The sequence below is a fragment of the Nesterenkonia sp. LB17 genome, assembly GCF_022565915.1.
GTDB lineage: Bacteria > Actinomycetota > Actinomycetes > Actinomycetales > Micrococcaceae > Nesterenkonia.
The window spans coordinates 336,322-358,727 of the sequence record NZ_JAJOYX010000002.1 but is presented as its reverse complement, the minus strand read 5'-3'; the positions used below and the strand labels follow the sequence as shown (position 1 = coordinate 358,727).

21 protein-coding genes and 1 tRNA gene are annotated in these 22,406 nt (G+C 66.3%); 4 read left to right on the top strand and 18 right to left on the bottom strand.

Features of this window, described 5'->3' with window-relative positions; all coding sequences use genetic code 11:
* Positions 1–37 precede the first annotated feature (37 nt).
* From LTH96_RS05465 to LTH96_RS05410, 12 genes are all read right to left on the bottom strand, one after another.
* Positions 38–1,027, bottom strand: a complete 990-nt coding sequence (locus LTH96_RS05465; protein ID WP_241464734.1) for an aldo/keto reductase — start codon at positions 1,025–1,027, stop codon at positions 38–40.
* Between the two features lie 191 nt (positions 1,028–1,218).
* Positions 1,219–1,294 (bottom strand) — tRNA-Ala (locus tag LTH96_RS05460).
* A 138-nt stretch (positions 1,295–1,432) separates the two neighbouring features.
* Positions 1,433–1,804 carry a ribosome silencing factor gene (rsfS, locus tag LTH96_RS05455; RefSeq protein ID WP_241464733.1) on the bottom strand — a complete coding sequence of 124 codons (372 nt, stop codon included), beginning with the start codon at positions 1,802–1,804 and terminating at the stop codon, positions 1,433–1,435.
* A gap of 11 nt (positions 1,805–1,815) precedes the next feature.
* Positions 1,816–2,784 (bottom strand): hypothetical protein, encoded by a 969-nt coding sequence (locus LTH96_RS05450; RefSeq protein WP_241464732.1) that lies wholly within the window; start codon positions 2,782–2,784, stop codon positions 1,816–1,818.
* Between the two features lie 127 nt (positions 2,785–2,911).
* Positions 2,912–3,508, bottom strand: a complete 597-nt coding sequence (gene nadD, locus LTH96_RS05445) for a nicotinate-nucleotide adenylyltransferase (protein ID WP_255728037.1) — start codon at positions 3,506–3,508, stop codon at positions 2,912–2,914.
* Positions 3,509–3,567: 59 nt separating this feature from the next.
* The gene (locus LTH96_RS05440) at positions 3,568–3,747 is read right to left on the bottom strand and encodes a hypothetical protein (protein WP_241464731.1); all 180 of its coding nucleotides are present in this window, start codon (positions 3,745–3,747) and stop codon (positions 3,568–3,570) included.
* A gap of 54 nt (positions 3,748–3,801) precedes the next feature.
* On the bottom strand, positions 3,802–5,205 hold the full coding sequence (locus LTH96_RS05435) for a glutamate-5-semialdehyde dehydrogenase (RefSeq protein WP_241464730.1): 1,404 nt from the start codon (positions 5,203–5,205) through the stop codon (positions 3,802–3,804).
* Between the two features lie 2 nt (positions 5,206–5,207).
* Positions 5,208–6,362: a glutamate 5-kinase gene (gene proB, locus LTH96_RS05430; protein ID WP_241464729.1), complete on the bottom strand. Its 1,155-nt coding sequence runs from the start codon at positions 6,360–6,362 to the stop codon at positions 5,208–5,210.
* Positions 6,359–8,029 (bottom strand): GTPase ObgE, encoded by a 1,671-nt coding sequence (gene obgE / locus LTH96_RS05425; protein WP_241464728.1) that lies wholly within the window; start codon positions 8,027–8,029, stop codon positions 6,359–6,361. The genes proB and obgE overlap by 4 nt, the downstream gene beginning before the upstream one ends.
* Positions 8,030–8,136: 107 nt before the next feature.
* On the bottom strand, positions 8,137–8,391 hold the full coding sequence (gene rpmA, locus LTH96_RS05420; RefSeq protein ID WP_036475435.1) for a 50S ribosomal protein L27: 255 nt from the start codon (positions 8,389–8,391) through the stop codon (positions 8,137–8,139).
* Positions 8,392–8,443: 52 nt separating this feature from the next.
* Positions 8,444–8,752, bottom strand: a complete 309-nt coding sequence (gene rplU / locus LTH96_RS05415) for a 50S ribosomal protein L21 (RefSeq protein ID WP_241465088.1) — start codon at positions 8,750–8,752, stop codon at positions 8,444–8,446.
* 209 nt (positions 8,753–8,961) lie between these two features.
* Positions 8,962–12,207: an Rne/Rng family ribonuclease gene (locus LTH96_RS05410; RefSeq protein WP_241464727.1), complete on the bottom strand. Its 3,246-nt coding sequence runs from the start codon at positions 12,205–12,207 to the stop codon at positions 8,962–8,964.
* Positions 12,208–12,586: 379 nt separating this feature from the next.
* Here LTH96_RS05410 and LTH96_RS05405 point away from each other — a divergent pair, with 379 nt between their 5' ends.
* From LTH96_RS05405 to LTH96_RS05395, 3 genes are all read left to right on the top strand, one after another.
* Positions 12,587–13,198, top strand: coding sequence for a vitamin K epoxide reductase family protein (locus LTH96_RS05405; protein ID WP_241464726.1), 612 nt, complete (start codon positions 12,587–12,589; stop codon positions 13,196–13,198).
* Positions 13,199–13,285: 87 nt separating this feature from the next.
* Positions 13,286–14,395 (top strand): S-(hydroxymethyl)mycothiol dehydrogenase, encoded by a 1,110-nt coding sequence (locus LTH96_RS05400; protein ID WP_241464725.1) that lies wholly within the window; start codon positions 13,286–13,288, stop codon positions 14,393–14,395.
* An 8-nt stretch (positions 14,396–14,403) separates the two neighbouring features.
* Positions 14,404–15,060, top strand: coding sequence for an MBL fold metallo-hydrolase (locus LTH96_RS05395; RefSeq protein WP_241464724.1), 657 nt, complete (start codon positions 14,404–14,406; stop codon positions 15,058–15,060).
* 51 nt (positions 15,061–15,111) lie between these two features.
* On the opposite strand, the gene LTH96_RS05390 is transcribed toward LTH96_RS05395, so the two are convergent.
* The 5 genes from LTH96_RS05390 to nrdH form a co-directional block, all read right to left on the bottom strand.
* Positions 15,112–15,906 (bottom strand): lipoate--protein ligase family protein, encoded by a 795-nt coding sequence (locus tag LTH96_RS05390; protein ID WP_241464723.1) that lies wholly within the window; start codon positions 15,904–15,906, stop codon positions 15,112–15,114.
* A 40-nt stretch (positions 15,907–15,946) separates the two neighbouring features.
* Positions 15,947–16,921, bottom strand: a complete 975-nt coding sequence (gene nrdF / locus LTH96_RS05385; RefSeq protein WP_106123034.1) for a class 1b ribonucleoside-diphosphate reductase subunit beta — start codon at positions 16,919–16,921, stop codon at positions 15,947–15,949.
* 78 nt (positions 16,922–16,999) lie between these two features.
* Positions 17,000–19,144: a class 1b ribonucleoside-diphosphate reductase subunit alpha gene (nrdE, locus tag LTH96_RS05380; protein ID WP_241465087.1), complete on the bottom strand. Its 2,145-nt coding sequence runs from the start codon at positions 19,142–19,144 to the stop codon at positions 17,000–17,002.
* Between the two features lie 41 nt (positions 19,145–19,185).
* A complete protein-coding gene (nrdI, locus tag LTH96_RS05375) occupies positions 19,186–19,614 on the bottom strand; it encodes a class Ib ribonucleoside-diphosphate reductase assembly flavoprotein NrdI (RefSeq protein WP_241464722.1) in 429 nt (142 codons plus the stop codon).
* Between the two features lie 7 nt (positions 19,615–19,621).
* Positions 19,622–19,873, bottom strand: a complete 252-nt coding sequence (gene nrdH, locus LTH96_RS05370; protein ID WP_241464721.1) for a glutaredoxin-like protein NrdH — start codon at positions 19,871–19,873, stop codon at positions 19,622–19,624.
* Positions 19,874–20,416: 543 nt separating this feature from the next.
* On the opposite strand from nrdH, the gene LTH96_RS05365 reads away from it, so the two are divergent.
* Complete coding sequence (locus LTH96_RS05365; RefSeq protein WP_241464720.1) at positions 20,417–21,412, top strand: GTP pyrophosphokinase family protein; 996 nt, start codon at positions 20,417–20,419, stop codon at positions 21,410–21,412.
* Between the two features lie 43 nt (positions 21,413–21,455).
* Here LTH96_RS05365 and thiD read toward each other — a convergent pair whose 3' ends face one another.
* Positions 21,456–22,334 (bottom strand): bifunctional hydroxymethylpyrimidine kinase/phosphomethylpyrimidine kinase, encoded by an 879-nt coding sequence (gene thiD, locus LTH96_RS05360; RefSeq protein ID WP_241464719.1) that lies wholly within the window; start codon positions 22,332–22,334, stop codon positions 21,456–21,458.
* Positions 22,335–22,406: the final 72 nt, after the last annotated feature.

The following is a 22,406-nucleotide window of genomic DNA, read 5'->3' as shown; positions in this document are numbered from 1 at the left end:
GGTCTGGGTGCTCAGTTCAGCGCACGCCCCGCGGTCTTCACCAGCGGGCGTGGACCGAGGGCGCGATCTTATCGGCGTAGAGCCTGCTCACCGCTGCCCGGAAGTCTTCGGAGAGCTTCGGCGCTCCACCGGCCTGCGCGTTCTGGCGGGCCTGCTCGGCATTTCGCGCCCCGGGGATGACGGTGCTCACGCCGGAGGACTGGACGACCCAGGCCAGGGCCGCCGTCGTCGGCTTCAGCCCCTCCTGCTTGGCCAGCTCAGAGAACTCCGCGGCCGCCTCGACCCCGGTGGCGAAGTCCACCCCGGAGAAGGTCTCCCCGATGTCGAAGGCCTCACCGGAGCGGTTGTAGCTGCGGTGATCGGTCTCCTCGAAGGTGGTGTCCTTCGTGTAGCGTCCGCTGAGCAGTCCGCTGGCGAGCGGGACGCGCGCGATGATGCCCACTCCGGCTTCCTGTGCGGCCGGCAGCACGGCCTCCAGCGGCTTCTGCCGGAAGGCGTTGAGGATGATCTGCACCGAGGCCACATTTGGGCGGGCGATGGCGCTCAGGGCCTGGTCAGTGGTCTCCACGCTGACGCCGTAGTGGGCGATGGCGCCGGATTCCACGAGGGCATCCAGGCGGTCGAAGACGGCATCTGAGCTGAAGACATCATCGTTGGGGCAGTGCAGCTGGACGAGGTCCAGGGTGTCTCTTCCGAGGTTCTTCCGGGAGCGGTCGATCCAGGCCTGGAAGTTCTCAGCCGTGGCGTGTTCGAGGCTGGGTTCTTCCGCGCGGCGGATCATCTTGGTGGCGACCAGTCCGGTCCATTCAGGGTTCTTGCCCAGCCATGTGCCGATCAGCTGCTCGCTGAGGCCGTCGCCATAGACGTCTGCAGTGTCGAACATGGTGACGTCCTGCTCAGCTGCGGCATCCATGACGGCGTAGGCGTCGGCTTCCTCGACGCGACCGAAGTCCCCGCCGAACTGCCAGGTGCCGAGACCGATGGTGGATACTTCGCGACCGGTGCGGCCAAGGACACGATGCTGCATAGGGAAACCTCCGAGGTTGGCTGTGATCTGAGACAGCTGTGACGATCGACACCAGCCTACTCCTCACCGAGGACACGTCTCAGGTCCCGGCGCGCCGGCTTGGCGCGGAGAGAACAGCCAGGTCAGCGGGGAGGCATGCAGGCATACGAAAAAGGTCCGGAGTCCTGTTGGACTCCGGACCTGCTTCGCTCTGGTGGAGGTAAGGGGATTCGAACCCCTGACCTTCCGCATGCCATGCGGACGCGCTACCAGCTGCGCCATACCCCCAGATCACCACCCCGGCTCAGCAACTGCGCCGCGGCAACTCCCCTACTGTACTGTGAACCCGAATCGCTGCGCAAATCGGCGTCCAACTTCCGGAGAATTGCCTGGCCCAGCCGCTGACCTGGGGCTATGCGCCCCTACCTACGGTGCATCAGGAAGCTGCAGGTCGACCTTGGCAACATCGGCATAGAGCCTGTCGAGGCCGTAGACCGCGCGTTCTTCTTCATGCTGGACATGGACGACCATGTGTCCGTAGTCCAGCAGCACCCAGGTACCGGTGCCGCGGCCTTCACGGCGCAGCGGTGAGGAGTCGTGGACCTCTTTGAGCTGGCGCTCGACCTCGTCGACGATGGCGCCGATCTGCCGTTCAGAAGGTGCCGAGCAGACCAGGAAAGCGTCGGTGATGCCGAGCCGCTCCCCCACGTCCAGCCCGACGATGTTTGTCGCGAGTTTGTCCGCAGCCGCAGAGGCCGCGGTGCGGAGTTCAGAGAGCACTAGTTCGGTGATAGCCATGACGTCCAAGCTTAGAGGATGAATGAGAGTACAACACCGACCGTGATGATCAGCAGCAGGGCGAGAATGATCACAAGCCAGCCCATCATGGACTGACGCGCTCCCTGACGTGTGCTGTGTTCGACCATCGCGTCGATTTCGAGACCGTGGGCTCCGCGCGCCTGGATCGGTTCGATGGATCCGGTCGCGTAGACGGTCGGCTCCGCGGGCTCATCAGATTCCAGGTGAGCCCGCAGGGTCTTGCGCGTGATCACGTCGGACTCGGGCCGCAGAGGACGCCGCCGCTCCTCATCATCCCGGTCCGCCTCGACCTGTTCCCTGCGCAGCCGTTCCTGGTTGGCCTGCATCGCCCGGGCTGCGAGGGCCTGCTGCTTCTTCAGCAGCTCGGGATCCACTCGGTCTGGATCATCGGCGGCGACCACGGCCTGGGTGAGCTCCCGCAGCTCCGCGATCCTGTCCTCGGCCGCGAGATCAGCTTCGGACCAGTCGGTCTCTGCCCGATCCTCAGGCGTCTCACCCTCTTCGGCACCGAAGAACTCGGCCTCTTCAGGCTGCTGAGATTCCGAGTGGTCAGCCTCAGCAGCCGCCACGGCTGCCGAAACGGGTGTGGAGTCCTGGGTGGAAGGCGCTGGGAGGGAGAATTCCCAGGCGGCGGCAGGCGCTGTGCTGGAGCTGGATCCGCTGGTGGACTCGGAACCGGTCGTGAACGCGGGGGCTGTGCCGGACCCGCCGACGGCGCCGGGCTCGGCGTCGTTGAGGGATTCAGCGGCCTCGGGGGATCCAAGGCCACTCTCCGGCGCGGTCGCGTCGGCTGAGACCCCGTCGATGACCCGCTTCGGCGCACGACGCTTTCCGGTGCGCTTCTGGGCGAGCTCAGCTTCGCGCTGACGGCGCAGCTCCTTGCGGGAGACCGGAAGGTACCGGGCGCGCAGATCTTCGCCGTCTGACGCGTCGTTCAGCTCGGTGTTCTCTGCGGTCATCGTGCGGCCTCCTGAAGTCCCCGGCCAGACAGTGCTGCCCGAGTAGGGACGTTGCCCTGGATCAAATCGGTCTCAACGGTGGAGCACCGATGTCCATCGTATGCCGAGGCGTGAGGGTGCGGAGCACTCAACGCGCGGGGTCCGCTGAATCTGGTTGGTACAGCCGGTGCTTGGCGATGTATTGCACCACGCCGTCGGGCACCAGGTACCAGACCGGCTTCTCGGCGCGGACGCGTTCGCGGCAGTCCGTGGAGGAGATCGCCATCGCCGGGATCTCCATCAGGGAGATCTCATCGGTCCGGCCGAAGTCCTCGGAGATGTACCCGGGACGGGTCACCGAGACGAAGTGCGCGAGCTCCCAGAGCTCATCGACGTTCTTCCAGGACATGATCTGGGCCATCGCATCGGCACCGGTGATGAAGAACAGCTCAGCATCGGGGTACATCTCGCGAAAGTCGCGCAGGGTGTCGATGGTGTACGTCGCTCCCCCGCGGTCGATGTCCACGCGGGACACGGTGAAACGAGGATTTGCGGCCGTGGCGACCACGGTCAGCAGGTAGCGATGCTCAGCGGGCGCGACCTCACGGCCCGCCTTCTGCCACGGCTCCCCCGTGGGGACGAAGATGACCTCATCGAGGGAAAACTCTGTTGCCACCTCGCTGGCCGCGACCAGGTGACCGTGATGGATCGGGTCGAAGGTGCCACCCATGATCCCCAGTCGCAGCGGACCTGGAGCACGCTCAGAGGTCGCCGCGACGCGCGGGTGACGTTGCGCCAAGAGGGTCAGTGATCGCTGTGCGGTGCCGCGGGCAGCTGGCGGCCCTTATCGGCGAAGCTCATGGTGATCAGCAGCAGGAACATCAGCAGGACGAACATGATGATGCCGAACCAGTGCGCTTCGATCGGCAGCGCGCTGGGCTCCTCGGCGCCGAGAACTGTGGCGATGACGTGCAGGTTGAACATGCTTCTCCCTCAGGTGGGATGAACGTGGATTTATCGATCCCCAGTGTACGGGAATCAGGCGCGGACCTGGCCCTCGCCGCGGACGATCCACTTGGTGGTGGTCAGCTCGGCCATCCCCATGGGCCCGCGGGCGTGCATCTTCTGGGTGGAGATGCCGACCTCCGCACCGAGGCCGAACTGCCCGCCGTCGGTGAAGCGGGTGGACGCGTTGACGATCACGGCCGCGGCATCGACCTCGGCGACGAACCGGTCGGCGTTGGCCACCGAGTCGGTGACGATCGCCTCGGTGTGCCCGGTGGAGAAGCGGGTGATGTGGGCGATGGCGTCATCGAGTGAGTCCACCACTCCGACGGCCATCTCCAGATCGTGGTACTCGGTGGCGTAGTCGTCTTCGGTGACCTCGGTGACGGTGCCGAACTTCACCGGATCCTCGGTGAGGCTCTCCGGCTGGGTGGCGGGCAGCCATTCGCGGGCACGCGCGTCCACGTGCAGGTTCACGCCGCTGCGCAGCAGCCCGCGCAGGACCTCCTGGCCGGCCTCGGCGGCGTGGACATGCAGGAGCAGGGTCTCGGCGGCGTTGCAGACGCTGGGCCGCGATGTCTTGGCGTTGACCACGATGTTGCGTGCGGTCTCCGCGTCGGCGTGGGCGTCGATGTAGATGTGCACGTTGCCCTCACCGGTCTCGATCACCGGCACTCTTGAGTTCTGCACCACGTGCTGGATCAGTTCCCGGCCTCCGCGCGGGATGAGCACGTCGACGGAGCCGCGCTGGGTCATCAGCGCGGTGGCACCCTCGCGTCCGAAGCTGTCGATGGACTGCACCGCGTCGACGGGCACCGCGGTCGTGCGCAGCGCGTCGCGGATGATCGCCAGCAGCATCTCGTTGGTCTTCTGCGCGGCGGACCCGCCGCGCAGGATCACGGCGTTGCCGGACTTGAGCCCGAGGGCTGCGATGTCCACGGTCACGTTGGGGCGGGCCTCGTAGATCACTCCCATCACTCCGAGCGGAACGCTGACCTGGGTCAGGCGCAGCCCGTTGGGCAGCGTGCGGCCCTGCAGCACCCGACCGACGGGGTCGCTGAGGCCCATGATCTCTTCGACGGATGCGGCGAGGGCCTCGATGCGTTCCTGGCTCAGCGCCAGCCGGTCCAGCAGCGAGCGGCTGAGTCCTGCTTCGCGGCCTCGCTCGAGGTCTTCATGATTCGCCTCGGTGAGGGAGACGACGGACTCGCGAAGGCCGGAGGCCACTGCAGCCAGGGTCCGGTCCTTGTGCTCGCGGTCGAGGCCGCGGAGACCCCGGGATGCTTCGCGGGCGCGCTCGGCGACTGCGCTGATGCCGTCGGCGACCTCCTGCGGGACGTCCTTCGGGGTCTCACCCGGGACGTCCTTCACCGTCTCCTCGGAGTCGTCCTTCGCGGAGCTGGTCTCGGGCTGCTGGGTCTTCTGCTGGTCTGCCATGCTCACAGCCTAGTCTCGATGCGGACGATGTCATCTGCGTGAATCACTGCACGTTCATATTCCGGCCCCAGGTCGGTGCCCAGCTCGGCGGTGGAGCGCCCGAGCATCTGCGGGAGCTCGGTGGAGGAGTACCCCACCAGTCCCCTGGCCCGCACGGTGCCGGCCCGGTCGGTGATCTCCACCGGGTCCGAAGCCTCGAAGTCCCCGGTCAGGGCGAGGATCCCGGCCGGCAGCAGTGAGCGTCGACCTTCGACGACGGCGGCGACAGCCCCGTCGTCGATGCTCAGCCGGCCCTTGGGGTGGGCCAGGTGGGCGATCCAGGCGGACCGGGCGCCGCGGCGTCGTCCCCTGGCCTCGAAGAAGGTGCCCACGTCTTCGCCGTGGAAGAGCCGGCGGGCGTTCGGCGCGGAGGTCAGCAGCGCCGGGATGCCGCTGGAGGCGACGATCTGGGCGGCTTCGACCTTGGTCACCATGCCCCCGGTGCCGACGCCGGCCTTCCCGCGGCGGCCCAGTGTCACCCCGGTCAGGTCCTCGGGACCGGAGACATGGGAGACCGGTGAGCCGCCCTGTTCCGGCGGCCCGTCGTAGAGGGCGTCCACGTCGGAGAGCAGGATCAGCGCGTCCGCGCGGAGCAGGTTCGCGGTCAGCGCGGCGAGCCGGTCATTGTCGCCGAAGCGGATCTCGTGGGTGGCCACCGCGTCGTTCTCGTTGATCACCGGGACCGCTCCGAGGCTGAGCAGCTTCTCCAGGGTGCGCAGCGCGTTGGTGTACTGGGTGCGCCGCATCAGGTCCTCCACGGTCAGCAGCACCTGCGAGACGGTGGTCTGATACTGGGCGAAGGCCCGGGTGTAGTGCGCCAGCAGCAGCCCCTGGCCGACGGCCGCCGCAGCCTGCTGGGTGGCGAGGTCGGCCGGCCGGGTGCCCAGACCCAGCGGGGCCAGGCCCGCGGCGATCGCACCGGAGGAGACCAGCACGACCTCGGTGCCGCGCGCACGCAGCACCTGCAGATCCGCGACCAGCCGATTCAGCGCGTCCACGGAGATCCCCCCGTCAAGGGTGGTCAGCGAGGAGGAGCCGATCTTCACCACCACGCGCCTGGCGTTGACCAGGTCTGTGCGGGCGGTGACCATCGATTCGGTCAGCCGGGGCGTGCTCATCGCTGGTCGGCCTCCGCCTCATCAGTGCCGAAGCCCTCGTCCTGCAGGTCGTCAGGATTGCCGTGCGGGTAGAAGATCTCCACGCCGTCCTCATCGGTGACGCTGGTGGGCGCGCCGTCGTCCTTGCGCTTGGTGGGCGCGCCGGCCTGGGAGCGGTACTCCACGTCCATCTCGGCGCGGGTGGCGACCTTCGCGGCGCGGCGGTCTGCCTGCTCCTGCTTCTTCTCCGCACGGGTGGGCCGGGAATGGTCGTCCAGGCGCAGATCGGTGCCGCGAGGACCGCCCAGGTGCTCGGCACCGGCAGCCATGGTGGGCTCCCAGTCGAAGACCACGCCGTCCTCCTCGGAGCCGATGACCACGGCCTCGCCGGGCTTGGCGCCCTGCTTGAAGAGCTCGTCCTCGATGCCGACGGCGACCAGGCGGTCGGCGAGGTAGCCGACGGCCTCGTCGTTGCCGAAGTCGGTCTGCAGGATCCAGCGCTCGGGCTTGTCCCCGCGCACGCGCCACAGCGGCTCGCCGCCCTTGGACTCCGCGGTGACGGTGAACTGCTTGCGGTTCACCGCGCGTGGCCGCACGGTGACCGGCACCGGGGCGGGTTCGATCTCGCGCTGGGCGCGCGCCTCGAGGACCAGTTCGGCCATGGCGAAGCCGAGATCGCGCAGTCCGTCGCGGTTCAGTGCGGAGACGTCGAAGACCCGGTAGCCGCGGCCGGTGAGCTCGGCGCGCACCATCTCAGCCATCGCGGCACCGTCGGGCAGGTCGGTCTTGTTCAGCGCGACCAGGCGTGGGCGCTCGTTGAGCGGAACCGCGTTGGAGGAGTTGTCCTCGGTGCCGCCGGCGCCTTCGACCTTGTCCGGGGCGTAGGCGGCGAGCTCGGCCTCGATGGCGTCGAGATCGCCCAGCGGATCGCGGTCGCTCTCCAGCGAGGCGCAGTCGAGCACGTGCACCAGCGCGGCGCAGCGCTCCACGTGGCGCAGGAACTCGTGTCCCAGGCCCTTGCCCTCGGCGGCGCCGGGGATCAGTCCGGGCACATCAGCCACGGTGAACCGGGTCTCACCGGCTTCGACGACGCCCAGGTTGGGCACCAGGGTGGTGAAGGGGTAGTCAGCGATCTTGGGCCGCGCGGCGCTCATCGCGGCGATCAGGCTGGACTTGCCGGCGGAGGGGAATCCGACCAGGGCGATGTCCGCGACGGACTTCAGCTCCAGGACGATGTCGTTCGCCTCACCGGGGGTGCCGAGCAGGGCGAAGCCGGGGGCCTTGCGCTTCTTCGAGGACAGTGAGGCGTTGCCGAGACCGCCCTGTCCGCCTTCGGAGATCGTGTAGCGGGCACCGGGTTCGACGAGGTCGGCGAGGACCCGGCCGTCCCGGTCCTTGACCACGGTGCCCTCGGGCACGGGCAGCTCCAGCACGGGACCGCGGGTGCCGTGCCGGAGGTCGCCCTGGCCGACGCCGCCGTTCTCGCCGTGGCGATGCGGACGGTGGTGGTACTCCAGCAGGGTGGTGGTCTGCGGGTCGACCACGAGGACCACGGAGCCGCCGTCGCCGCCGTTGCCGCCGTCGGGCCCGCCGAGGGGCTTGAACTTCTCGCGGTGCACGGAGACGCAGCCGTGGCCACCGTTACCGCCCGTGGTGTGGAGGACCACTCGGTCGACGAAATGTGCCATGGCTGGAGACTCCTTGAAGAAAATTCTGACTTAAGACAAGTCGAGGGTGGGCCCATCAAGTGGGCCCACCCTCGACTTTACGTGCGAAACGTCTGTGCAGGCCTGGATCAGGCTGCTGGGACGATGTTGACGACCTTCCGACCGCGACGGCTGCCGAACTCGACGGCGCCTTCTGCGAGTGCGAAGAGGGTGTCGTCGCCACCGCGTCCGACGTTGACGCCGGGGTGGAACTTGGTGCCGCGCTGGCGGATCAGGATCTCACCAGCGGAGACGTTCTGACCGCCGAAGCGCTTCACGCCCAGGTACTGGGCGTTGGAATCGCGGCCGTTGCGAGTCGAGCTCGCACCTTTTTTATGTGCCATTGGGTCTGCCTACCTCTCGGGAAGAACGGGGAAACTGCGAACCTTGATCGCCTCAGGCGATCGAGGTCACCTTGATGCGGGTGAGCTCAGAACGGTGACCCTGGCGCTTGCGGTAGCCGGTCTTGTTCTTGAACTTCTCAATGACGATCTTCTTACCGCGGAAGTTCTCCAGGACCTCGGCCTCGACCGAGATCTTGGCGAGCTCATCTGCTGCGGTAGTGACCTTGTCCCCGTCCACCAGCATCACTGCCGGCAGCTTAATGGTGCTGCCTGCCGCGCCCGGAACTCGGTCAACGGTCACGAGGTCTCCAACGGAAACCTTTTCCTGGCGGCCGCCAGCGCGGACAATCGCGTACACCACTTGGGACTCACTTCTCTCGATGATCATTTCGGACTAAACCAATCGCGCATATCAGCGGTGAATTCTCTCTGCAGAGACTCTCCGCCGATCTGCGCGGAAGACATGTTGGTGCTTATAACACCAAGGGTCAACCTTACGCGAGGACCCCTGGGACAGCAAGTTGGCCGAGCCCGATCCACCCAGCGGGTGGAGCAGGCCCGGCCCGCTGGCTACTCGGGGCGGGAGATCTCCTCGGCCTTGACCCCTACGCCGAGCATCACCGGCTCAGTCGCCGGCTTCTTCGTCGCGGTCTCGGCAGATCCCTGCTCGGCCTGCGCCGAGGAGAAGGTCTTGCCCTCAGGCTTCTGCGCGGCGGCGATCTGCTGCACCTCGCCGGAGGCGCCCTGGACCGATCCGGCGGCACGACGACGGCGACGGGCCGGTGCCGGGCTGCGCGGTTCACGCGAGTCCAGCGCCTGACCCAGGGTGTCGAGCGAGGCCTGCTTGTCCTGGCTGGAGGCGCCTGCGGAGGCGGGCGCCTTCTGCTCGCGCTTCTCGGCGCGCGGAAGCGGAACCTCCTCGCCGCCGATCTTGAGCACCTTCTCGCCGGAGGCCTCGGCCGGAGCCGCTGCCGCGGCGTCGGACTTGGCCGTGCCGGTCTTCACGCTGTCGGTCTTCGCTGCACCGGAATCAGCTGCGCCGGAGTCAGCCGGAGTGCTCGACCCCGCGCTGCCAGCGGGCTGGCTGGCGCTGCGTCGTCCCCTGCGGCGTGCCGGACGGGACCCTGACGTGGAGCCGGACTGAGCGTTCTCGGCAGAGCGGTCGCCGTCGTTGCGGTCAGCACCCGTCTCGGCGTTCTTCGCGGAGCCCTGCTCGGCACCGGCGTCAGTGTTCTTGTCGCGATCCCCGGTGGAGCGCTGCTCCTCCTCGGCGTGCTTCGACGCGGTGGCCGCGGCGACCTGGGCCAGTGCCTGGCGGGCCTTCTCCTGCCGCTCCTTCTCCTCGGCACTGACCTCGGGGGTGGACTGCTGGGAGTCGTTGTCATCCTCGGGGCGGCGACCCTTGGCCTTGCGCCGCTTCTTCGGCGCCCGGGCCTTCTGCGGGTCCCCGTGCGAGGTGAAGGATCCACCGTGCTCGATCGGTTCGGCGTGGGTGATCACGCCGCGTCCAGCGCAGTGCTCGCAGTCTTCGGAGAAGACCTCCAGCAGGCCGGTGCCCATGCGCTTGCGGGTCATCTGGATCAGACCCAGCGAGGTCACCTCAGCGACCTGGTGCTTGGTGCGGTCTCGGCCCAGGCACTCGACCAGTCGGCGCAGCACCAGATCGCGGTTGACCTCGAGGACCATGTCGATGAAGTCGACCACGATGATCCCGCCGATGTCGCGCAGGCGCAGCTGCCGGACGAGCTCTTCGGCGGCTTCGAGGTTGTTCTTGGTGACGGTCTCCTCGAGGTTGCCGCCGGAGCCGACGAACTTGCCGGTGTTGACGTCGACCACGGTCATGGCTTCGGTGCGGTCGAAGACCAGCGAGCCGCCGGAGGGCAGGTTGACCTTGCGGTCCAGCGCCTTGTTCAGCTGCTCGTCGATCCGGTGGTGGGAGAAGATGTCGTCGGCCTGCTGCTCCTCCGGGATCCACTGCTGGAGCCGGTCGAGCAGGTGCGGAGCCACATAGGTGACGTACGCCTCGATGTTGTCCCAGGTCTCGTCACCCTGGACCTCCATGGAGGAGAAGTCTTCGTTGAAGACGTCACGGACCACCTTGATGGTCAGGTCGGGCTCGGCGTAGAAGAGCTCCGGTGCCAGCACCTTCTTGTCATCGGACTGGCGCTGGATCTGCTCCCAGAGCGAGCGCAGCCGGTTGATGTCGTTGGTCAGCTCCTCCTCGGAGGCGCCTTCCGCAGCCGTGCGCACGATCACGCCGGCGTTGTCGGGCATGTGGTCCTTGAGGACCTTCTTCAGCCGGGCGCGCTCGGTGTCGGGCAGCTTCCGCGAGATGCCGGTCATCGAACCGCCGGGCACGAAGACCAGGTAGCGACCGGGCAGCGAGATCTGGCTGGTCAGCCGGGCTCCCTTGTGTCCGACCGGGTCCTTGGTGACCTGGACGAGCACCGAGTCCCCGGACTTCAGCGCGTTCTCGATCTTGCGCGGGCCTCCGCTCAGACGGGACGCGGCCCAGTCGACCTCACCGGCGTAGAGCACGGCGTTGCGGCCGCGGCCGATGTCCACGAAGGCGGCCTCCATGGAGGGCAGCACGTTCTGGACCTTGCCGAGGTAGACGTTGCCGATCAGCGAATCCTGGGTGGTGTGCGAGACGTAGTGCTCTGCGAGCACGCCGTCCTCGAGCACGCCGATCTGGATTCGCTCGCCGCGCTGGCGCACGATCATCTTGCGGTCCACGGACTCGCGGCGCGCCAGGAACTCGGCCTCGGTGATGACCTGCCGGCGGCGTCCGGTGTCCCGGGAGGACCGCCGGCGCTGCCGCTTGGCCTCGAGCCGGGTGGAGCCCTTGAGCCCGGTGACCTTGTCCGAGACCGGAGCCTCAGCGGCCTCGCGCGGCGCGCGGACCCGGGTCACGGTGTGGGCGTCATCTTCGTTGGACTCGACCTCCAGGTCGGCGCTGCCGCGACGACGACGACGGCGCTTGCGGATCACCGGCTCGTCATCGTCCGCGGAGCTGGTCTCCCGCTCGGAGCGGCTCTGCGAACCGGACCCGTCGCCGGACTCGCCGTCCTTGGAGTCGCCGTTCTTGGACTCGGAGTTCTTCGAGCCGTTCTGCCGCGCAGAGTCCCGCTGGTCCGCGGAGTCCCCCGCTGAGCTCTGCGAGTCCGACGAGTCGGAGTCGCTGGAGTCTTCGGAGCTGCGGTTCTTGTTCCGACCGCCGCGGCGACGCTTGCGGCGCGAGCGACGGCCCTGGCCGTCACCGTCCTGGTCGTCCTCGGACTGCGCATCCCAGTCCTGGGACTCGTCGTCCTCGGAGTCCCCATCCTGGGAGCTGCTGTTCTGTGAGTCGCGGCCCTGGGAATCGCTGTTCGCCGAGTCACCGCCCTGTGCTGAACGGTCCTGTCCTGGACGGTCCTGGGCGCCAGAGCTGGGGTCACCATCACTGGCGGACCGGTCGCCCCTGCGCGAAGCCGAGTCGTCCTTGGACGGGCTTCCCGCGTTGGAGCCGCTGCGTCGCGAACCGCGCCGGCGTGATCCGGACTCAGGCTGGTCCTCGTCCTGGGAGTCGGAGTCCTCGGTGTCGGCGCTGCGGGTCTTCGCCGGGGTCCGTGGCTTGACCGTGGCCAGATCCGGCGCCTGGAACAGGACGTTGACGGCGTCGTCCTGAACGGCTGCTCTGGGCTCCTGGGCCGACTCCGCCTCTGCGGCGCTGCGGGAGGGCTCGGAGCTCTCCGGCGACGGCTGCGGCGCACTGAAGGGATTGAAGATGTCGTTGCTGCCCGCTGCGTCGTCTGCGGGGGTCTCGGGGTGGGACATTATGGAGTTGCTCCTGACCGCTCCCACGGTGCCACACTCACCGCGTCTGCGGCTCTGCTTAGGTGGATTCAGCCGGTCGCGTTGACCCTGGCTCTCACAAAGGGTGCGACCTGCTCATTCCACTTATTGATGTTGTCTCAAACCTATGTTCCTAGCTGCACTGGCTTTCCGGGCGCTGCTCCCATTCTCGGAGCGCGCTCTGCGCGGCCTTCCAGTGGCTGCTCATCACTCCCCGGCCTCTGCTGTGACCGTTTCTCACAGCGGCATCGCTGAGGCCCAGGTGATGGCGTGCAAGCCTTCTCGGTCTGCGGGTGTGGTCCGCTCGCCGATGCAACTCAGTATCGCATACCCCTCCAGATATCTTGCGTAGAATCCCCGCATGGCCCTTTACCCGACTGAGCAGCTGATTCGTCCCGCCGTCGCCTCCACACGATCGGTGGGCCTCTGGCTGCTGCTGACCTCGGTCATCGCCGCGGTGGCCAGCGGGCTGCTGATGTATGAGCGCGTCCAGCTCTGGCGCGACGCTGACTACACCACCGCCTGCGACATCAACCCCTGGGTCTCCTGCGGGCTCGTGATGGACTCCTGGCAGGCTTCCAGCTTCGGCTTCCCGAACATCTTCCTGGGCGTGATCGGCTTCCCGATGGCGATCCTTGTCGCCGTGACCATCCTGAGCCGGGTCCCGCTTCCGCGCTGGTACTGGCTGGGGCTGCAGGCCGGCGTGACCTTCGCGCTGATCTTCTGCATCTGGCTGTGGTCCCAGGCGGTGTTCGTCATCGGCGCGCTCTGCCCCTACTGCATGGTGGTCTGGGCAGCGGTCATCCCGATGTTCGTGGTCGTCACCGCTCGCAACATCGCCACCGGCGCCCTGCCCGCGGGCACCGGACTGCAGAAGCTCTCCGCTGACTGGTGGTGGGTGGTCATCGCGCTGATCTACCTGGTGGTGCTGGGCAGCATCATCGTGCAGTTCCCTCAGGTCTTCACCGGCTGAGGAGCACCGTCGGGCTCCTGAGATATCGTGGAAACCGGCGTGCAAGACACGCCGAACGTGTGACCTGCAGATATTTAGGAGCTGGCAATGTCCCAGACCGTTAGTGCCGTCGTCGTCAAAGAGAAGAACGGCCCCGCCGTTCTCGAGCAGATCATCGTGCCGGACCCGATCGCTGGTGAGGTCGTCGTCGATGTCCTCACCTGCGGCGTGTGTCAGACCGATCAGCACTACCAGCAGGGCGAGGTGGGCGACAACTTCCCGTACCTGCTGGGCCACGAAGCCACCGGCCGGGTCTCAAAGATCGGCGAAGGCGTGACCAATGTGACTGTCGGTGACACCGTCATCCTGAACTGGCGAGCTGTCTGCGGCGAGTGCCGCGCCTGCCGCAAGGGCGAGCCGAAGTACTGCTTCGACACCCACAACGCGCAGCAGCAGATGACGCTCACCGACGGCACCCCGCTGGAGGCCGCGCTGGGAATCGGCGCCTTCGCGGAGAAGACCCTGGTCGCCGCCGGACAGTGCACCGTGATCCAGGACCTGCCCGCCGAGTCCAATGCAGCCGTGGGCCTGCTGGGCTGCGGAATCATGGCCGGAATCGGCGCAGCGATCAACACCGGCGAGGTCAAGCGCGGCGAGTCTGTCGCTGTGATCGGCGCCGGCGGAGTCGGCACCGCCGCGGTGCTCGGCGCGAAGCTGGCCGGGGCCACCACCATCATCGCCGTGGACCTGGACGACCGGAAGCTTGCCAAGGCGGCCGACCTCGGCGCAACCCACACCATCAACTCGAAAGAGTCCGACGCGGTCGAGACCATCCGCGAGCTGACCGGCGGCTTCGGCGCTGATGTGGTCATCGACGCCGTGGGCCGACCAGAGACGTACAAGCAGGCGTTCTATGCCCGCGACCTCGCCGGACGGGTGGTGCTCGTCGGGGTTCCCGATCCCTCACACACCCTGGAGCTTCCGCTGGCCGACTTCTTCGGCCGCGGCGGATCGCTGAAGTCCTCCTGGTACGGCGACTGCCTGCCCTCCCGGGACTTCCCGATGCTGGTGAGCCACTACCGCAACGGCAACCTCGACCTCGACGCCTTCGTCACCGAACGCGTCAGCCTCGACCAGGTCCAGGAAGCCTTCGACACGATGAACCGCGGCGAGGTGCTGCGCTCGGTCGTCGAGCTTCAGTCCTCCACCCAGAATTGAGGAATCCCATGAGCACCAGCTTTGAGAATCTCGTCACCTCCGGAACGTTCTCGCTCGACGGCGGAACCTGGGATGTGGACAACAACGTCTGGATCATCGGCGATGCGAACGAGGTCATCATCATCGATCCCGCCCACGACGCCGACGCCGTGGCCAAGGCCGTGGGGGAACGTGCCGTGAGCGCGATCCTGCTGACCCATGGGCATGACGATCACATCAGCCAGGCTCTGGAGGTGCAGAAGCGCCTGGGCGGCAGGATCCATCTGAACCCGGAGGATCAGATGCTCTGGGACTCCGTGCATGGGGGCACCGTGCCGGATGTGCACATCGGCGATGGCGACGTGTTCACCGTGGGAGACGCCACCCTGGTGGCGATCCACACCCCGGGCCACTCCCCCGGGTCCACCTGCTTCTACTCCGAGGCGCTGACCGGCCCCGACGGCGCAACACAACCGGTGCTGTTCTCCGGAGACACGCTGTTCTCCGGCGGTCCCGGCGCCACCGGTCGGTCCTACTCCAGCTTCGAGACGATCATCGAGTCGATCCGGACTCGACTGTTCCAGGAGCTGCCGGCCGAGACGGTGGTCAACACCGGGCACGGCCCGTCGACCTCCATCGGTGCCGAGTCGCCGCAGCTGCAGGAATGGATCGATCGCGGAGAGTGATCGGACGCGCAGGGTGATCAGCCGCAGGGAGTGATCAGCTGCGGGCACTGATCAACGGCGCGCATTGACGCTGGGAGGGGTCGGCGAGGGTTCGTCGATCTCTTCCAGCGACCAGTGCCGGCGGTAGACCTGGAGCACCGCGGCTTCGATGTTCTCCACGGTGGTGTCCACGCCGAGATCGGTGATCGCACCGGCGGTCAGCGGGTCCCAGGGAAGCCCCAGAGCCGCATAGGCGCGGGACAGCACCCGACGAATCGATGCTCCGTCCTCGACTATGATCGAGGAGGAGAAGAGCCAGCCCGAGCTGATGACCCGCTGGGCGGTCCCGATGAGCTTGATCCTGAGGTCAGGATCCACCCTCGAGATGCCGTGGATCGAATGGTCGCCCGGGCAGTATTCGCCGGGGATGGGTCCCAGGCGGGCCGAGACCCCCGCCGTCTCCAGTGCTTCGCGCAGAAGCTCGCCGAACTCGGTGAACCGGGTCTGGGATGCACGGATCGGATCGGGGTCCGGCTCGATGTGGTCGATGACCAGGGAACCCGGATGATAGGCCGCCGCACGACCCCCGGCGCGACGGACCAGCGGAGTGAAGCCCTCCTCGCGGCAGCCCTGGGCAGCCGCGGCGAATCCCGGCAGCCGCTGGTCGCGCTGTCCGAAGGCCACCGTGGGTTCTGGACGGTAGAGCCGCAACAACGGTGCGATCCCGCCGTCGCTCTGAGAGTCCCGGATGCGGAGGGCCTTCGCGGCGCGGGTGCGCTGCAGCAGAGTCAGGGCCAGCTCGAGGTCAGCCTCGGCGCCGTGGCTTGCGCGCTGTCGGTAGACCTGGAGCGGCCCTGTGTCTGTCATGCGATGTGTGTCTGGCGAGATCTGTCAGCCGGTGGGCGGATCAGAAGTCCCAGTCGTCGTCTTCGGTCTCCTCGGCCTTGCCGATCACGTAGGAGGATCCAGAGCCGGAGAAGAAGTCGTGATTCTCATCGGCGTTCGGGCTCAGCGCGGAGAGGATCGCGGGGTTCACGTCGGTGAGCTCCTTGGGGAACATCGCCTCATAGCCCAGGTTCATCAGGGCCTTGTTGGCGTTGTAATGCAGGAACTTCTTCACATCCTCGCTGAGGCCCACGCCGTCGTAGAGGTCGTGGGTGTACTGCAGCTCGTTCTCGTAGAGCTCGTACATGAGCTCGTAGGTGTAGTCCTTGAGCTCCTGCTGGCGCTCCGGAGTCTCGCGCTCCAGCGCCCGCTGGTACTTGTAGCCGATGTAGTACCCGTGCACGGCCTCGTCGCGGATGATCAGCCGGATGATGTCTGCGGTGTTGGTCAGCTTGGCGCGCGAGGACCAGTGCATGGGCAGGTAGAACCCGGAATAGAAGAGGAAGGACTCCAAGATGGTGGAGGCCACCCGCTTCTTCAGCCCGTCATCGCCGTGGTAGTAGTCCATCACGATCTGCGCCTTACGCTGCAGGTTCGCGTTCTCCTTGGACCAGCGGAAGGCCTCGTCGATCTCCTTGGTGGAGCACAGCGTGGAGAAGATCTGTGAGTAGGACTTGGCGTGGACCGACTCCATGAAGGAGATGTTGGTCATCACCGCCTCCTCGTGCTGGGTCAGTGCGTGCGGGATCAGCGCCACCGCACCCACGGTGCCCTGGATGGTGTCCAGCAGGGTCAGCCCGGTGAAGACCCGCATGGTGAGGGTCTTCTCCTCTTCGGTCAGCGTCGCCCAGGACTGGACGTCGTTGGACAGCGGGATCTTTTCCGGCAGCCAGAAGTTGTTGACCAGGCGGTTCCAGACTTCGCTGTCCTTCTCGTCTTCGAGGCGGTTCCAGTTGATCGCCTCGACGTGCTCGAGGAGCGCTTTAGATGGTGTCAACGTCAGGGGTCTCTTTCTAGAAGAAGCGTGGAGTTCCGGGACGGGCCGTGATGATCACGGCCCCGGTGGGCGCGAGGGTCACAGCATGCAGGAGACGCAGCCGTCGACCTCGGTGCCCTCGAGCGCAAGCTGGCGCAGGCGGATGTAGTAGAGCGTCTTGATGCCCTTGCGCCATGCGTAGATCTGCGCCTTGTTGATGTCGCGGGTGCTGGCGGTGTCCTTGAAGAACAGCGTCAGGGACAGGCCCTGGTCCACGTGCTGGGTCGCAGCGGCGTAGGTGTCGATGATCTTCTCGTACCCGATCTCATAGGCATCCTGGTAGTACTCCAGGTTGTCATTGGTCAGGTAGGGCGCCGGGTAGTAGACGCGCCCGAGCTTGCCCTCTTTGCGGATCTCGATCTTCGAGGCCACCGGGTGGATCGAAGAGGTCGAGTTGTTGATGTAGGAGATGGAGCCGGTGGGCGGCACCGCCTGCAGGTTCTGGTTGTAGATGCCGTGGGCCATGACCGAGGCCTTGAGCTCCAGCCAGTCGGCCTGGGTCGGGATGGCCACGTGGCCGAACAGGGTGCGGACCTTCTCGGTCGCCGGCGCCCAGAGCTGTTCGGTGTACTTCTCGAAGAACTCACCGGTGGCGTACTGGGAGTTCTCGAAGCCGTCGAAGCTCTGGCCGCTCTCGATCGCGAGCTGGTTCGAGGAGCGCAGGGCGTGATAGAGCACCGTGTAGAAGTAGATGTTGGTGAAGTCGATGCCCTCTTCGGACCCGTAGTAGACGCGTTCCCGCGCCAGGTAGCCGTGCAGGTTCATCTGCCCCAGACCGATCGCGTGGGAGCGCCGGTTGCCCTCAGCGATGGAGGGGACCGAGTTGATGTAGGACATGTCCGAGACCGCGGTCAGGGTGCGGATCGCCGTCTCGATGGTCTGCCCGAAGTCCGGTGAGTCCATCGCCTTGGCGATGTTCATCGAGCCAAGGTTGCAGGAGATGTCCTTGCCGATCTCCGAGTAGCTCAGGTCGTCGGCGTACTCGCTGGGCTCTGAGACCTGGAGGATCTCCGAGCACAGGTTGGACATGGAGATCCGTCCGGCGATCGGGTTCGCCCGGTTCACGGTGTCTTCGAACATCACATACGGGTAGCCGGACTCGAACTGGATCTCGGCCAGGGTCTGGAAGAACTCGCGAGCGTTGATCTTGGTCTTGCGGATCCGCGCATCGTCGACCATCTCGTGATACTTCTCGGTCACCGAGATCTCGCTGAACGCCTTCCCGTAGACGCGCTGGACGTCATAGGGGCTGAACAGGTACATCGGCTCGTTCTTCTTGGCGAGCTCGAAGGTGATGTCCGGGACGACGACGCCGAGCGAGAGGGTCTTGATCCGGATCTTCTCGTCTGCGTTCTCCCGCTTGGTGTCGAGGAAGCGGAAGATGTCGGGGTGGTGGGCGTTGAGGTAGACCGCGCCGGCGCCCTGGCGTGCGCCGAGCTGGTTGGCGTAGGAGAAGGAGTCTTCCAGAAGCTTCATCACCGGGATCACACCGGAGGACTGGTTCTGGATGTGCTTGATCGGGGCGCCGTTCTCGCGGATGTTGGTCAGCGACAGGGCCACGCCTCCCCCGCGCTTGGAGAGCTGGAGGGAGGAGTTGATGGCGCGGGCGATGGACTCCATGTTGTCCTCGATGCGCAGCAGGAAGCAGGAGACCAGCTCACCGCGCTGCTTCTTGCCTGAGTTCAGGAAGGTCGGGGTCGCGGGCTGGAAGCGGCCGGAGATCATCTCGTCGACCATCTTGTTCGCCAGCTGCTCGTCGCCGCGGGCCAGGTGCAGCGCGACCATGGTCACGCGGTCCTCGTAGCGCTCCAGGTAGCGGTCACCGTCGAAGGTCTTCAGCGCGTAGGAGGTGTAGAACTTGAAGGCGCCCAGGAAGGTGGGGAACCTGAACTTCGCGGCGTAGGCGCGGTCGAAGATGGCCCTGGTGAACTCCTTGGAGTACTGCTCCAGGGTCTCGGGCTCGTAGTAGTCGTTCTCGACCAGGTAGCCCAGCTTCTCCTCCAGGTTGTGGAAGAAGACCGTGTTGGTGTTCACATGGTCCAGGAAGTACTGGCGGGCCGCGAGCTGATCCGCCTCGAACTGGATCTCGCCGTCGGGGCCGTAGAGGTTGAGCATGGCGTTGAGCTCGTGATAGCTCAGTCCCTGCCACTGGGCGGGCATGACTTTGGCCAGCGGTGCGTCCATGGAGTCCCTGCCGTGCTGGGTCTGTGCGGTGCTCGCCGCGTTCAGCGGCTTGGTTGCTGTTTCCAAAACTCTTCCAATCCCATCTCGACCGTGGCCACGTCTTCTGGTGTGCCCATCAGTTCAAATCTGTATAGATGAGGGACTCCGCACTTGGCGGCGACGATGTCGCCTGCGATGCAGTAGCTCTCATGAAAATTCGTGTTGCCCGCGCCGATCACTCCGCGCAGGAGGTTCCTGTTGGATTCAACATTGAGGAACTTGATGACCTGCTTCGGCACCGAGCCTTCGCCGGCGTCGGCCCCATATGAGGGAAGGACCAGGACGAAGGGCTGTTCCGCCTCGAGGGTCTCATCTCTGGTGAGCAGCGGAAGCCTCGCAACCTCCCCTGCCCCGCGCTGAAGCTTCTCCACGAATCGGTGCGTGTTGTTCGACACCGAGGAGAAGTAGATCAGCCTCGCCGAGGTGCTCACGGCTGCATCAGGCGACCGAGCTGATCGCAGCGTGCTGAACGGTCAGCTCGGAGATCTTGTCGGGACGGAATCCGGACCAGTGGTCGGACTCGGTGATGACCACGGGTGCCTGCATGTAGCCCAGGCCGCGCAGCCGCTCGAGGGCCTCGGCATCCTGGGTGATGTCGACGGTCTCGTAGGTCACGCCGTTCTTGTCCAGGGCGCGGTAAGTGGCGTTGCACTGGACGCAGGCGGGCTTGGTGTAGACAGTGACAGACATGGGCTCCCCGATTCAAACGTGACGTTTTGGCTATGCCTCAATACTACATCTTGGGTTCGGCGATATCAGCAGGCACTAGATGATGTACTTGCACCCGTGTAGTTCTCCACCGACTGTCCACAGGACCTGTGGACCATGACTCCCCTGGAATGGCGCGGAAGCGGCGCCCTCACCCGCTCTTCCTCCACAGCTGTGGAGTTCGATACTCCCGAGAAGAAGTTTCTTGAACCACCGCGTGTCTCGGCGTGTCTGGACCGTGAAATCGGAAGATGTTGCGTCTGCGCCCTCGATCATTCACCAGATGTTGTGGTTGGGGTCTCATCCAGGATCCCATCGACGAGCAATACCGCCCAAACATGGGTCCTGCAGAGTATCGCGGCTTCGCGGCTGTCGGCGGAAGCTGTCTGGGCGATCACAACGATTCCGTAGAGGGACTTCACAGAGAGTGCACCTAGGGTCGAGAATCAGAATCACCGGTCCCGTGACCGTCGTCTCCCAGCCCCGCGCTGTGAACCCCTGAAACCCCCTAGGAGAACTTCCCCCATGTCCGCTGGACGCGCTCCTGCCACTGACAGCCATTTCCTGCCCGTCGATGCCCCTGACCGAGTCTCGCTGAGCGCCGGGGTCCGCGTCCCGCCCGGCAAGGACCTGGCCCAGCAGGCGCCGCTGGCGAAGAAGGCGCAGCGCAGCGAGTCCGATGTCTACCGAGCGCTGCTCTCGGAGCTGCACAGCAGCGCCGGAGAGGAGGGTGACGGCGTGGCGGTGCGGATGGTGGACATCCGGCGGCAGCTCACCGAGTTCCAGCTGCACTATAAGTTCGGCATGGATGAGGTGCTCACCAAGATCAACGTGCTGCGCGAGGAGTTCGAACACACCCGCGACTACTCCCCCATCGAGCATGTGAACTACCGGCTGAAATCCCTGGACCGGATCCTGGACAAGGTGCAGCGCTATGGCTGTGAACCCACCCTGGAGAGCATCCGGCACTCCATCCGGGACATCGCAGGGATCCGGATCACCTGCTCCTTCGTCTCAGACGCCTACTGGGTCGCGGAGATGCTGTGCAGCCAGCCGGACCTGCGGGTCGTCGAGGTCAAGGACTACATCCGCACGCCCAAGGTCAACGGGTACCAGAGCCTGCATGTGATCGTGCAGGTGCCGGTCTTCCTCTCCAACCGCACCGAGTTCGTCTACGTGGAGGTGCAGATCCGCACCGTGGCGATGGACTTCTGGGCCTCGCTGGAGCACAAGATCTATTACACCTACGACGGCGAGGTGCCCGACGACATCCTCGATGAGCTGCGCGACGCCGCGGTCCAGGCCGCGGCGTTGGATCAGCAGATGGCTTCGATCAGGGACCGGGTCACCGCGCTGAAGGATCAGGCGCCGGTCTCGGGTCAGGGTGCCACCGGGCCGACTCCACGTGATCGCGCGACCACCGGGGCCTGGTTCCCTTCGGATGACGCGATGGGGACCACCTGGAAGTGGGAAGACATCGCCAAGCACGCCGGTGGACCGCACGAGACGCCGCAGGGCTGAGGCATCTGCGCCAGCCCGACGCCGGCAGGTACGCGCTGGAAGCTCAGCGCCAGAGCTGCGCGAAGTGCTGGATCGGGCCGTGACCCTTGCCGACGTCGAGGCGTTCAGAGTCCTGGAGCGCGGCCGTCATCCAGTCCTTGACCACCGGCAGCGCGGTCGACCAGCTGTGGCCGCGGGCGGCGAGAGTCGCCAGCGCCGCGGAGACCGAGCAACCGGTCCCGTGGGTGTTCTGCGTGTGGATCCGCGGCGAGAGGAACTGCTCCTCCTCCTGACGCGCTCCTGACTGCCCGGGGTAGACCAGGGTGTCGACGACGAACTCCTTCGCCGAGGCGTCGTCGAGATGTCCACCCTTGGCGAGGACCACCACCTGATGTGCATCCGCCACGGTGCGCGCCTGAGAGATGAGCCCCGCGGGGTCGGTCGCCGGCTCGGTCCCGGCCAGCAGCGCGAGTTCGGGCACGTTGGGGGTGATCAGGTCCGCCCGGTGCAGGAAGTGGATCAGCGCCGACTCCGCGGCGGCGTCGAGGAGCCGGTCCCCGGAGGTGGCGACCATGACCGGGTCGAGCACCAGCACGGGTCGGATCCCGGCGTCGTCGTGATCCCCGCTGAGCCCCAGCGCGTCCAGCCACTCGGCCACCGTGGTGATGATCTCCTCGGTGCCGAGCATCCCTATCTTGATCGCGTCCAGCGCCACGTCATCGGACACGGCATCCAGCTGTGCGCGCAGGAAGCTCGCCGGGGGCAGGTGGATGCCGCGCACCCCCTGGGTGTTCTGTGCCACCAGCGCAGTCACCACGCACATGCCGTATCCACGGTGCGCCGCAAAGCTCTTCAGGTCCGCCTGGATGCCGGCGCCGCCGGTGGGATCGGTTCCGGCGATCGAGAGGATGTTGGGGATGCTGCGCGGTGACGGGAGACTCATGGCTCCATGCTAATCGGCCCGCGCCGCTCCCCTCCGCCGCTCTCATCGGCGGGGCGCGGGCCGGATCATGCA